The organism is Marinobacter sp. G5_S1_61_S3 (assembly GCF_054968585.1).
This window is the reverse complement of sequence record NZ_JBQKUK010000006.1, coordinates 57,570-70,665: the sequence shown is the minus strand read 5'-3', so window position 1 is coordinate 70,665 and position 13,096 is coordinate 57,570. Positions and strand designations below refer to the sequence as shown.

Genomic DNA, 13,096 nt, shown 5'->3' with positions numbered 1-13,096 from the left:
CTTTCAGTCGATGACAAAAAAACCGGGCTGCGTGGCCCGGTTTTTTTTTATGCGGCGATGCTGTACCGGCATCAGCCTCGGGTCAGCAGGTCACGCATGTCGCTGATCGCAGCGCTGGCGCGGGACAGGTACGCCGCCATGGTCAATGAGTGATTGGCCAGCACACCGAAGCCGCTGCCGTTCAGAATCACGGGGCTCCACATTTCACCCTGCGCACCTTCCAGTTCGATAATGATCTGTTTGGCGCTGGCCAGGGCGTTCTTGTCGTTAAGCACCTTGCGGAAGTCCACTTCAATGGCGCGGAAGATATGCAACAGAGCCCAGGCACTGCCGCGCGCCTCATAGAACACGTCGTCTATCTTCGTCCAGGAGGTCTTGACCTCCTCGCCCATGACATCTTCCGAAAGCGGGTCGCCGGGATTGACGTTAGACACGGCGTCGGACACTGACGCTTTGCCAACACTCTCACCAAGCGTTCGGGATAGACTGCCCAGGCGGGTTTCCAGGTCCGCCAGCCAGTTGGCCAGGTTGTCAGCCCTGGCGAAAAACTGGGCGTTGGGTTGATCGGGGCGTGATAAGCGGTCCAGGTAGCTATACAGGGCCTGGATGCCACGACGATACTCCGCCTCGGTGGAGGGAATGGCCCAGCTACCGCTGTCGAAGTGGAACTGAGGCTCAGCAATTGTCAGGTCAGGGTCCTCAGCGGACTGACTCTGGGAACGACTGATGTCCTTGCGCATGGCACGGGACAGGTCGCGAAGCTGTACGAGCACCCCGTATTCCCAGTTAGGCATGTTGTCGAGCCAAAGCCCCGGGGGGAATATGTCGTTCGAAACGTAACCGCCAGGCTTATCGAGAAGAGTCTCCGCCACCCGGATCATGGTTGCCGTTGTTGCGAAACCGGCCACCGGTTCACGCTGCATCTCATTGGCCACGGCGCGTGTGTGTTCGCGTACCGAGAAAACGTCTGGCTCGCTGCTCCAGATCATGCCTAGCACCAGGGCAACAAGCAGGTACACAACCACAACGGCCAGTATAAATTTGCCGACAACCCCTCCGCCGGTGTAGTCCTGAACGTCGTCTTTGCGATCACTGAAATACTGTCTGATTTTTCCTGGCATCGGTTTTCAGTTCCCCTGTTTGTCGTTTTATCCCGGACGCTATCCGTTCGCGCACTGCGAATACCATGAAGCAACGGCAACGTTTATGCAATTTGCGGCGTTTTTCGGCACTGTAACCGCGATCACACACTAATGTCCCACCTCAAATGGCCGGCCCAAATGGTACCCCATTGCGCCATCGATACCGACACCCTGCAGTGCCGCATATTCACCGGCTGTTTCAACACCCGTGACGTAGACCCGCACGCCGCGGCTGTGGGCGATGGTCGTCACGGATTCGAGGTAGAAGCGGTTGTCGTCGTGGCTGTCGATATCATGAACGAAGCTGTTATCAATACGCAGTGCCTGGAACCTCAGATTCCTCAGGTAGCTGAAGGGCACCCCGCCTACACCGAAGCGGTCGACAATCACCGGCACCTTGAGCCGGTTCAACCCACGCACCAGGAGTCCTACCGCCGTCCGGTGGTGGTGAACAGCCTGCTCGGAAATACCAATCTGCAATCGCCGGCGCTCCTTGCCGGCAGCGGACAGCTGCTCCAGAAGTTCTTTGCGGAATGCCTCACTGGCCACCGAAACCATGCCCAGGCTTAACGCCAGGCGAGTGTCTGGTTCCGTATGCAGAAGCGCCAGGGAACGCTCAAGGACCCAGCGATCAATGTCGGGGATCATGCCAAAGCGTTCCGCCATGGGCACGAAAATACCAGCCTTGATCCAGCCTTCCTCCGTTCTCATCCGGGAAAAGACCTGATGGAACAGCACCCCGTTATCGCCATTGCTGATCATGGGCTGCATCCACAGCGACATCTGTCCCTGGGTGATCGCTTCGCCAATCATGATCCGCCACTTTTCACTGTCATGGTGCTCAGGCCGGTCGCGATCAGCGGCATGACAGGCAGATCCCTCCTCCATCTGTGCCTGCCGAAGCGCTTCGTCGGCCGCTGACATAAGCTCGCCCGCTTTGCGGGTTTCAGCAGCCTGGGCAATGCCTGCATGAACAGACACATCCATGGGAGCGGAGAGGTCGGAATAGATGCCATCCAGCTCTTCGACCAGTTGGCGACACCAGATCACCCCATCGGCACGTGAAACACCAGGCAGGAAGACAGCAAACCCGGCACCCGTCATGCGGCCGGCGAACGAATCGCTGTGCGCATGGACAAACGTATTCAGCGCCCCCGCAATGCGAACCAGCAAGCGGTCGGCCTCGTCGCGGCCATAACTCTGGTTATACTGGGCGAACTCTTCCAACTGGATCAGGAACAGCACCCCGGGGGCGGACCGCTCTTCCGATTCCACTTCAACCTTCAAGCGTTGCTCGAACGCCTGCCGGCTCGCAAGACCGGTCAGGCTGTCTTCGTTGTTCACCTTGCGCAGGTGCTGGATCAGTTTGGCCTGCCCTTCAAAAAGTCGCCCGAGGTCATCCGCCATCTGGTTCATCGCGTGGGTGACCTGGTTCAATTCCCGCGTGGAGGTAATGTCGACCCGACGCCTGAAGTCCCGTTTACCCAAGGCCCTGGCCTGTTTCTCAACAGCCCTGAGCGGACGCATCAGGCGTGTCATCATCCAAAACAGGCCGATCAACCCAAGGCCACCAATCAGGGCAGAGCCGGCCACGATTCTAACCGTCACCACCCACAGGTCTTCGTAGGCCCGGCCAGGGTGGCTTACGACCCGCACCTTACCCAGTCGACTCCAGCCGCGCACCACTTCCGCTTCACCCACCGGCAGTGGCAGATCCGCCAGCGCCACAAACCAGCCCGGCACATCCACCTCACGCAGGGAGGTTTCCCGCCCGGCCACCTCCTCACCCTGATTATTGACGTAGACCACCGAGAGATAACGACCACTGTCGAAAACGGCATCGATCAATGAAGACGAGGCCACTGGATCGCGACCGTCAATGGCATTGGACAGGGACAGGCCAATGGCCGTGGCACCATCCCGGGCATGGCCCTGGAGCTGACCCGACATGTAGTCCCGGAACCGGTCAAAACTGACGCTGGCCGCCGCCACCAGCACAAACAGCAACATGCCACCGGTAAACAGCAACAGCAGACTGCGCAAGGTAATAACACCTTGCTGGCGAGAGATCTGTCGGTCGTCTTGCGTCCGTGCCATCACTGGCAGCCCCTAGTCTGAAACAACGATTGTCGGCTATCTGGTGTGACCTGCCCCGCAGAGTTGACAAACATTTACACAGCGTCACCTACGCCGACAACATTAAACACTATAGACTCTGCAAAAAGACTAATGTTGAAAATATCCGCTTGTACCGGAAACGGGCGGCTCAGAACGAGAAAAACACAGGCCGGAGCACAATGAACGACGATAGCCAGAAAGACAAACTCAGGCAGCACTTCGCTCGCCGTGTCACCACCCAGGCGCGCGTCGTCCTGGATACATGGCAAAAGATCCACGAAGACACCGGCCAGTCTGCCGCCTTCAGGGGCGATTTTGCCAGGGCAGCCGACAAGCTGGTTCGCTACGCAAAGCGCTTCGACATGGAAAGCCATGCCGATTCCGGGCGCCAGGTTTTTGACCTGATCGGCGAGTGGCCGGAAGGCACCGCGCTTCCCGAAAGCCTGGATCGCAAGCTCCAGGACGCCATAGAGCAGCTGTCCCAATGCACGTTGAGACGGACCGACCAGGAAGCCAGCGAGGCTCCCCAACAGTATCGACGCACGCCCGTCTATATTGCTCTGGCAAGCGAGGAGATGGCCAGCCGCCTGATCCGGCAGCTTGAGTTCTTCGGCTTCCGTGCGTCAGCGTTCAACACCGCCGACAAGCTGATCGAAGCCTGCGCACTTCACAAACCCGAAACCATCCTGATGGACGTTAACTACGGCGGCGAGCCGCTGAGCGGAATTGCCACCATCGAGCGGCTTCAGGAGCGACACGACACACCCATCCCCATCATCTTCATGAGCGACGAAGATGGCACCATCCAAACCCGTCTGCGGGCGTCCCGCTGCGGTGGCGAGGAATTCTTCTACCCGGCGGTTGACCCCGGCCAGCTGATCGAGAAGATCGAGACCTACACCCACGGCAATACCGTTGAGCCCTACAAAGTGCTGGTGCTGGATGACTCCCGCGCTCAGGCCAAGTTCATGGAAACGGTTCTGAAAAAAGCGGGCATGAATGCCCACATCATCACCGATCCGATGGAAATCATTCATGCATTGGAGTCGTTCTCGCCGGAGATCATCATTCTGGACATGTACATGCCCGGCTGCACCGGCATGGAAATCGCGCGGGTAATCCGCCAGCAGGACCGTTTTCATAGCGTGCCAATCATCTACCTATCCGCCGAAGAAGACGTTTCCAAACAGCTGCATGCCATGAGCCTGGGGGGCGATGACTTCCTGACCAAGCCGATTGACCCGAAACACCTGATCTCCACCATACACAATCGGGGCCGCCGCGCCCGGTCACTGCTGGCGCTGATGATCCGCGACAGCCTCACCGGCCTATTCAATCACACTCATACCCTGCACCTGCTCGATCAGGAGATCGTGCGGGCGCGGCAGAAAGACCAGCAACTGTGCTTTGCAATGATCGACATCGACTACTTCAAGAAGGTGAATGACACGTTTGGCCATCCCATTGGCGACCGCGTGCTGCGAAGTTTGTCCATGTTCCTGAAACAGCGCTTGCGCAAGACCGACCACATTGGCCGATACGGTGGCGAGGAATTTGCCATTATTCTGCCGGACACCCGCGAGAGCGATGCCCGCAATGTGCTGAACGAAATCCGCGAGCGTTTCTCGGAGCTGCTGCAACCGGCTGGCGACCGGGAGTTTAATGTCACCTTCAGTTGCGGCGTTGCCGCCTGGAAGGGTGATACCTCCCAGGCTCTCTGCGAACGGGCGGACAAGGCCCTTTACCGGTCCAAGGCCCAGGGCCGCAACTGCGTGACCGCCGCCGGCGACTGAGCCCAAACGCCACTGGCGGGCTCTCCCCAGCAACGGCCCCGCCCCGCTCTCGGGGCCGTTCTATGAAACCAACGTCTTATAGAACTCCTGATCCCCCTTCACGACAATGACCGTGCAAACGACAAAGATTGCTTGTGCGCGGGTAAGATTCTTTTCGACACAGAGATAAGATACTTTTCGACACACACCCGATTGTCAAAAAGTGTTGATCTGAAGACTTCAAGAACGCACCATTGTGGGAAAATGTCGCTAAATTCGGCGATCCTGTAAAAAAGTCAGCAAGGCAGACGAAATCATGTCGACCATACTCGTACTTCATGGCCCCAACCTGAACATGCTGGGAACCCGCGAGCCGGAGGTGTACGGCCACGAGTCGTTGGCGGACATTGACGACCGTTTGCACCGGAAAGCCGCCGAAGATGGCCATCACCTGCTACATTTACAGTCAAACGCGGAATATGAACTGATTGAGCGGATACATGAAGCCAGATCAGAAGGGGTTGATTTCATCATCTTCAACCCGGCGGCGTTCACCCACACCAGTGTTGCACTGCGGGACGCCATGTTGGCCTCGGGCATACCGTTTATTGAGGTCCATCTTTCCAACGTGCATGCGCGGGAAGCATTCCGTCATCACTCATACTTTTCTGATATCGCCGATGGCGTTATCTGCGGGCTGGGCAGCCTGGGGTACGACCTTGCACTCGAAGCCGCCCTGCAACGAATTCATCGATAGAACTGATTAAAACGGGATCGGACTGACTATGGACATTCGCAAGATCAAGAAACTTATCGAACTGCTGGAGGAATCCGACGTCGAGGAGCTGGAGATTCACGAGGGTGATGATTCTGTTCGCATCTCCCGGCGTCGTGAACAACTGGCTGCGCCACAGTATATGGCACAGTATCCGTCACCAGCACCCCAGCCCGCCTCACCGCAGCCGTCCGCGCCAGCCGCCGACGAGCCCGCAAAGCCGGCAGAGCCTTCCGGCCATGCGGTGAAGTCGCCAATGGTCGGCACCTTCTACCGCTCGCCCTCACCCACCGCGAAAGCGTTTGTGGAAGTCGGGCAATCAGTGAAAGCCGGCGACGTGGTGTGCATCGTCGAAGCCATGAAGATGATGAACCAGATCGAGGCAGACAAGAGCGGCACCATCGCCGAGATCCTGGTGGAGAACGGTCAGCCGGTCGAGTTCGACCAGCCGATGATCATCATTTCCTGAACCCGGTGATACTCTCATGGCTATGTTAGAAAAAGTCCTGATCGCAAATCGCGGCGAAATTGCCCTGCGCATCCTGCGCGCCTGCAAGGAGCTGGGCATCAAAACCGTGGCTGTCCACTCCCAGATCGACCGAGACCTCATGCATGTTCGCCTGGCGGACGAGTCGGTCTGTATCGGCCCCAACAGTGCTGCGGACAGTTACCTGAACATCCCGACTATTATCAGTGCGGCTGAAGTGACGGATTCCGTCGGCATCCATCCCGGTTACGGCTTCCTCGCCGAGAACGCGGATTTCGCTGAACAGGTTGAGAAAAGCGGCTTCCGCTTTATCGGCCCCAGAGCCGATACCATTCGCCTGATGGGCAACAAAGTCTCCGCCATCAACTCAATGATTGCAGCGGGCGTCCCTACCGTGCCCGGCTCCGATGGCCCGTTGACGGACGACGACAATCGCACCCTGGAAGTTGCCCGTAGAATTGGCTATCCGGTCATTATCAAAGCCGCCTCTGGCGGTGGTGGCCGCGGCATGCAGGTGGTGCATTCCGAAGCGGCCCTGCTGAAGAGCGTGCAGGTCACACAGTCGGAAGCCAAGAACTCTTTCGGGGATGCTACGGTTTATCTCGAAAAATATCTGGAACGCCCCCGCCACGTCGAAGTGCAGGTACTGGCGGACACCCACGGCAACGTCATCCACCTTGGCGACCGTGACTGCTCCATGCAACGCAGGCACCAGAAAGTCATCGAAGAAGCCCCGGCGCCGAATATCGATCCGGAAGCGCGTGAGAAGACCCTGAAAGCCTGTGTCGACGCCTGCAAGGAGATTGGCTACGTGGGTGCAGGTACGTTCGAGTTCCTGTACCAGGACGGCGCCTTCTACTTTATCGAGATGAACACGCGGGTGCAGGTGGAGCATCCGGTGTCAGAGATGGTGACCGGTGTCGATATCGTTCGCGAGCAGCTGCGCATTGCCAGTGGCCTGCCCCTGCAATACACCCAGGACGAGATCAAGATTTCCGGCCACGCGCTGGAATGCCGTATCAACGCCGAAGACCCGCAAACCTTTGTACCCAGCCCGGGCAAGGTCAAGCACTTCCATGCGCCTGGCGGTAACGGTGTACGGGTAGACTCTCACCTGTACAGCGGCTACACCGTACCTCCATTCTACGACTCCATGGTCGCCAAGCTGATCACCTGGGGAGACGATCGGGAAATTGCCCGCCGCCGCATGAAGAATGCGCTGGATGAACTGGTGGTCGAGGGCATCAAGACGAACCAGGCGCTGCACAGAAAACTGGTACGCGATGGCGGCTTTAAACAGGTAGACTTCACCATCCATTATCTGGAAAAACTGATTCGGGACTGACCCGATCAGTCGATTCGTCTACCAAACAGGACACCCACATGCCCTGGATACAACTACAGATCCCAGCTGATCCGGATAACGCGGACCAGCTTGAGGATCTGCTCATGGAGATGGGCGCCGAAGCCGTCTCCATGGAAGATGCCGCAGACCAGCCCCTGTACGAGCCCGACCCGGGTACAACGCCGCTCTGGCACCAGACCAGTGTCACCGGCCTGTTCGGGTCCGATCGCGATATTGAAGAGCTCTGCGCCGCCGTTAAGGATGCCTGGCACCAGCAGACACAACAGTCATTACCCGACATCGACGTTACCCTGGTGGAAGACAAGGACTGGGAACGCGAATGGATGGATGACTTCAAGCCGCTGCGCTTCGGTGACCGGCTATGGATCGTGCCCAGCTGGCACGACGCTCCAGATCCCCACGCCGCCAACCTGCTGCTGGATCCCGGCCTGGCCTTTGGCACCGGAACCCACCCCACCACGGCTCTATGCCTGGAATGGCTTGATGGTCAGGACGTGACCTCACGGCAAGTGATCGACTATGGTTGCGGCTCCGGCATACTGGGTCTTGCAGCCCTATTACTGGGCGCTGACCACGTTATCGGAGTCGACACAGACCCCCAGGCACTGGAAGCCAGCCGGGAAAATGCTCGCCGCAACAAGGTCGAAGAAGACCGGCTGGACCTGTTCCTGCCCGGGGATGAACCCGATACCATGGCGGACATCATGCTGGCCAACATACTGGCCCAGCCATTGATTGGCCTGGCACCCAGGTTGGCAGCAAAGGTAAAACCGGGCGGTGATATTGTGTTGTCCGGCATACTGTCCAACCAGGCCCGGGAGGTCATGGAAGCCTACGAGCCCTGGTTCATCATGGACGAGCCGGAACAACGCGAGGAGTGGATACGGCTCACAGGACGGCGCAACGACAGGTGACGAATTCTGCCGAACCAACTAAACTCCGTGACTCGTAGCGATGCCGCCTACAGGAAAGAAGCATGACCCAGAGCAGCCTGCAGACACGATGCCCAAAATGTGAAACCCGGTTCCGGGTCACCGACGCACAGCTGAGCGTAGCCAGCGGAAAAGTGCGTTGCGGCAACTGCATGGCGGTGTTCAATGCCGTCGAACACCGGATAAACGAGGGCGCTTCAGGCATATCCAGCCCAAAGAGCGGCCCGTCCGCACCGGAACAGCAGGATGCTCCGGCAAATCCAGGGTTCACCTCGGATGATGACCTGATTTTTGCGGACAACCCTGAGGAAGATGCTGCCGAGGGCCCATACGCTGGTACCCGGCTGACCTTCTCCGACGACGAGTTGAGCGACAGCTTTCGCACTGTCGACGAGCGCAGCGGTGGCACGTTCGAGACCGACAACGACGACGTAACCCACGAAAAAATCGATGAAAGCTGGGCCGAGGCGATGTTGTCCGAAGAAGACGACACCAGGCGCAAGACCAAGCCTGCCCCTGTTGAACCCGAGCCGCCAGAAGAAGAACCTGCGAAATTCGAGCAACCGGAATCAGAACCACTCGAGAACGAGCCATTTGATGAACAGGTCTGGGGTGAGCCCGAAGCAACACCACGGGAACCCGAAGACCTGAGCCTGGAACCGGTGGACAACGCCGATGGCTTCTACGTCGATGAACCCCAATCGTCGTCCTTCGACTATGATGCCGGGCCGGTAACCGACAACGAACCTCTTATCGCCGGCTCCCCCTACAGCAACCTGCGCAGGGAGCCGGTCTCTGTGGCAGGCAATGGCAGGGGCCGCGTGAGAACGGTCCTATGGACCCTGATTATCCTGGCACTGATCGGCGTCCTGGTGGCGCAAGTCACCTGGTTCCAGTTCGACCGCCTGTCTTCCATACCGGAACTGCGCCCGTTCTATGAACAGGGCTGCGAAATCGCCGGGTGCGAACTGAAACCACTGATCAATGTGGATGCCATCCAGAGCCGCAAACTGGTGGTCCGAACCAATCCGGAAAACCGCAGCCAACTGGTGGTTGATGCCGTCATCATCAACCGGGCCGCTTTTGAACAGCCATTCCCCGCCATCGCCCTGACGTTCTCCAACCTGAATGGTGATGTGGTCGCCCAGAGTGTGTTCACACCGGACGAGTACCTGGCGGGAGACGGCCGTGATCTTGAGGCGATGCCGACCGATACCCCGGTCAGGATCGTCATCAACATCCGCGACCCTGGAAAGGACGCCGTGAACTACAATATCGCCTTCCGCGCCTATCAGGAGTAAGCAAGTCCTCACTCGACAGAAAGCGGGGGCGGCCACCGAATAGACTGAAAGTCAACCAGAAAGGACGAAAAATAATCAATTTTTTCATGGCTTCGCCCCTTCAATAGGATCTCTGCCAGCGGTATCATTACCGCCCTTCGGATCAGGATCGGTTACTTATTGAGCAGCCGATCACATCCGACGTTCGCTTAACCCGCTGTTACACGGATTCAGATCATGCTGCCAACGGCAAAAATCGGGCCGTACACCCTGCCCAATCCGTTGATTGTTGCACCTATGGCCGGTGTAACAGACCGGCCTTTTCGCCTGCTCTGCCGGCGAATGGGCGCTGGGCTGGCTGTATCCGAGATGGTCATTGCGGACAGCAAACTGTGGCATACGCGCAAGTCACAAACGCGCATGAACCATGAAGGTGAACCCGAGCCCCGCTCTGTGCAGATCGCCGGCGGCGACCCTGAAATGCTGGCCAACGCCGCCAGGCTGAATGCCGAGTTCGGTGCCCAGATCATCGACATCAACATGGGATGCCCGGCCAAGAAGGTGTGTAACAAGGCCGCCGGCTCAGCACTGATGAAAGATGAGGCGCTGGTGCGGGATATCCTGGAAGCGGTCGTGGCTGCCGTGGACATCCCGGTGACACTGAAGATGCGCACAGGCTGGGACAGGGAACATCGGAATGCGCCACTGATCGCCCGCATGGCAGAAGACGCTGGCATCCAGGCCCTGGCCATTCATGGTCGTACCCGCGCCGATGCCTATAAAGGCGAGGCCGAGTACGACACGATCGCCGATGTAAAGTCCCGGGTGAGCATTCCAGTATTTGCCAACGGCGACATAAACTCGCCGGAACAGGCACAGCATGTACTGAAGTTCACCGGTGCTGACGGGTTGCTTATTGGCCGTGGAGCACAGGGACGACCCTGGATTTTCCGGGAAATCCTGCATTTCCTGGAAACCGGCAAACACCTTGCGGAGCCGCCTGTGGATGAGGTGGAACAGGTATTAAGCGAACACCTGGACGCCCTGCACCGCTTTTACGGCGAGACCATGGGCGTACGAATTGCCAGGAAACACGTGGGCTGGTACCTCCAGTCCCACGACGAAGACAAACAGTTCAGAAAACGCTTCAACGCCATTGACGACGCGATGGCGCAGAAAGACAGTATTCAACAGTACTTTGCAGGCTTACGAAATGGAGAGGTATTCGCAGCATGACCGCTGAGACTTTGGCTAAAGACAACCTGACCCCACCTGCCAACGATGATATTCATCAGTTGCAAACGGTGAACAGCAGCGGCAACACGGTTACCCTGCGCGACAGCGTGGAAGTTGCCCTTAAAAACTATTTTGCCCAACTCGATGGCGCCCCGGTGACCGAGGTCTACCAACTGGTGTTATCGGAAGTAGAGGCCCCGCTGCTCGAGCAGGTGATGAAGTACACCCGCAATAACCAGACCAAGGCATCGACCATGCTTGGCCTGAACCGCGGCACCCTGCGCAAGAAGCTCAAACAGTACGGTCTGCTATAATCCAGCTACCCGATTGAAACGAGGGCCTCCCGGACACCATTCGCGAGGCCTTCATTCGTTCATACCCAGCAGAAATAAGTGACCCATGGCAAATCAGGCTAATACCCCCGTCCGTCGTGCGCTGATCAGCGTATCCGATAAAACCGGTATCGTTGAATTCGGCCGTGCACTGACCGATCGCGGCATCGAACTGCTTTCTACCGGTGGCACCTTTCGCCTCCTGCAGGAAAACCAGGTACCCGTCACCGAAGTCAGTGACTACACCGGCTTTCCGGAAATGATGGATGGCCGGGTCAAAACCCTGCACCCGAAAATCCACGGCGGTATCCTTGGTCGTCGCAGCGTCGACGACGCGGTGATGGCAGAGCACAGCATCAACCCCATCGACATGGTGATTGTAAACCTCTACCCATTTGAGAATGCCATCGCCAAACCGGACTGCGACCTTGCCACCGCCATTGAGAACATCGACATTGGCGGCCCTACCATGGTTCGCGCGGCTGCCAAGAACCACAACGACGTGGCCATTGTGGTGAGCGCCTCTGATTACAGCCGTGTTCTGAAAGAGCTGGAAGCCAACGACGGCGAGCTGAGCTACACCACGCGCTTTGACCTGGCCGTGAAGGCCTTCGAGCACACTGCCGGCTATGACGGTGCTATCGCCAACTATCTCGGCGGCCGCACCGCCGACAACGACAACGCCGATTTCCCTCGCACCTTCAACACCCAGTTCCTGAAAGTTCAGGACATGCGCTACGGAGAAAATCCCCACCAGCGGGCTGCCTTCTACACCGAGCGCAACCCCAGGGAAGCCTGCATAGCCACCGCCAAACAACTTCAGGGCAAGGAACTGTCTTACAACAACGTCGCCGACACCGACGCCGCGCTGGAATGCGTCAAGCCCTTCGCCGATCCCGCCTGCGTGATCGTCAAGCACGCCAACCCCTGCGGTGTGGCCATCGGTGCCGATATCCTACAGGCCTACGACCTGGCCTTCGCCACCGACCCCACCTCTGCGTTTGGCGGCATCATTGCCTTCAACCGAGAATTGGACGCGGAAACCGCCAAGGCCATCATTGACCGCCAGTTCGTGGAAGTGATCATTGCCCCAACCATCGCGCCGGAGGCATTGGAACTGGTTGCCGCCAAGAAAAATGTCCGCCTGCTGGCCAGCGGCGAATTCGATGGCGAGCGCGCCAAATCCATGGACTACAAACGCGTCACCGGTGGCCTGCTGGTTCAGGATCGTGACCTGGGCATGGTCGCCATGGAAGACGTCAAGGTGGTCAGCGAGCGTGAACCATCCGAACAGGAGCTGAACGACCTGCTTTTCGCCTGGGAAGTGGCCAAGTACGTCAAGTCCAACGCCATTGTCTACGCCAAGGCGGGCCGCACCATCGGCGTGGGCGCCGGCCAGATGAGCCGCGTTTACAGCGCCAAGATTGCCGGCATCAAAGCCGCCGATGAAGGCCTCGAGGTAAAAGGCTCGGTGATGGCGTCCGATGCGTTCTTCCCCTTCCGGGATGGTATCGACGCCGCCGCAGAAGCCGGCATTACCGCCGTGATCCAGCCGGGCGGCTCCATGCGTGACCAGGAAGTGATCGACGCAGCCAACCAGCACGGCATTGCCATGGTGTTTACCGGCATGCGCCATTTCCGGCACTAATCCGACAC

General features: G+C 58.3%; 11 protein-coding genes. 9 read left to right on the top strand and 2 right to left on the bottom strand.

What is annotated here, in order from left to right; translation table 11 throughout:
- Positions 1–71: 71 nt before the first annotated feature.
- Positions 72–1,121, bottom strand: coding sequence for a DUF2333 family protein (locus ACTRWH_RS07285; RefSeq protein ID WP_036210533.1), 1,050 nt, complete (start codon positions 1,119–1,121; stop codon positions 72–74).
- Between the two features lie 129 nt (positions 1,122–1,250).
- The gene (locus tag ACTRWH_RS07280) at positions 1,251–3,239 is read right to left on the bottom strand and encodes a bifunctional diguanylate cyclase/phosphodiesterase (protein ID WP_278367034.1); all 1,989 of its coding nucleotides are present in this window, start codon (positions 3,237–3,239) and stop codon (positions 1,251–1,253) included.
- A gap of 200 nt (positions 3,240–3,439) precedes the next feature.
- Here ACTRWH_RS07280 and ACTRWH_RS07275 point away from each other — a divergent pair, with 200 nt between their 5' ends.
- From ACTRWH_RS07275 to purH, 9 genes are all read left to right on the top strand, one after another.
- A complete protein-coding gene (locus ACTRWH_RS07275; protein ID WP_036210539.1) occupies positions 3,440–5,053 on the top strand; it encodes a diguanylate cyclase in 1,614 nt (537 codons plus the stop codon).
- A 295-nt stretch (positions 5,054–5,348) separates the two neighbouring features.
- A complete protein-coding gene (aroQ, locus tag ACTRWH_RS07270) occupies positions 5,349–5,789 on the top strand; it encodes a type II 3-dehydroquinate dehydratase (protein WP_036210542.1) in 441 nt (146 codons plus the stop codon).
- 28 nt (positions 5,790–5,817) lie between these two features.
- Positions 5,818–6,276, top strand: coding sequence for an acetyl-CoA carboxylase biotin carboxyl carrier protein (accB, locus tag ACTRWH_RS07265; protein WP_007154161.1), 459 nt, complete (start codon positions 5,818–5,820; stop codon positions 6,274–6,276).
- Positions 6,277–6,292: 16 nt separating this feature from the next.
- On the top strand, positions 6,293–7,639 hold the full coding sequence (accC, locus tag ACTRWH_RS07260) for an acetyl-CoA carboxylase biotin carboxylase subunit (protein ID WP_036210545.1): 1,347 nt from the start codon (positions 6,293–6,295) through the stop codon (positions 7,637–7,639).
- 38 nt (positions 7,640–7,677) lie between these two features.
- Positions 7,678–8,574, top strand: coding sequence for a 50S ribosomal protein L11 methyltransferase (gene prmA, locus ACTRWH_RS07255; protein ID WP_007154163.1), 897 nt, complete (start codon positions 7,678–7,680; stop codon positions 8,572–8,574).
- 62 nt (positions 8,575–8,636) lie between these two features.
- Positions 8,637–9,893: a DUF3426 domain-containing protein gene (locus tag ACTRWH_RS07250; RefSeq protein WP_085678870.1), complete on the top strand. Its 1,257-nt coding sequence runs from the start codon at positions 8,637–8,639 to the stop codon at positions 9,891–9,893.
- A 219-nt stretch (positions 9,894–10,112) separates the two neighbouring features.
- Positions 10,113–11,108: a tRNA dihydrouridine synthase DusB gene (gene dusB, locus ACTRWH_RS07245; protein WP_174447645.1), complete on the top strand. Its 996-nt coding sequence runs from the start codon at positions 10,113–10,115 to the stop codon at positions 11,106–11,108.
- On the top strand, positions 11,105–11,422 hold the full coding sequence (fis, locus tag ACTRWH_RS07240; protein ID WP_007154166.1) for a DNA-binding transcriptional regulator Fis: 318 nt from the start codon (positions 11,105–11,107) through the stop codon (positions 11,420–11,422). The genes dusB and fis overlap by 4 nt, the downstream gene beginning before the upstream one ends.
- 85 nt (positions 11,423–11,507) lie before the next feature.
- Complete coding sequence (purH, locus tag ACTRWH_RS07235) at positions 11,508–13,088, top strand: bifunctional phosphoribosylaminoimidazolecarboxamide formyltransferase/IMP cyclohydrolase (RefSeq protein ID WP_462826189.1); 1,581 nt, start codon at positions 11,508–11,510, stop codon at positions 13,086–13,088.
- Positions 13,089–13,096: the final 8 nt, after the last annotated feature.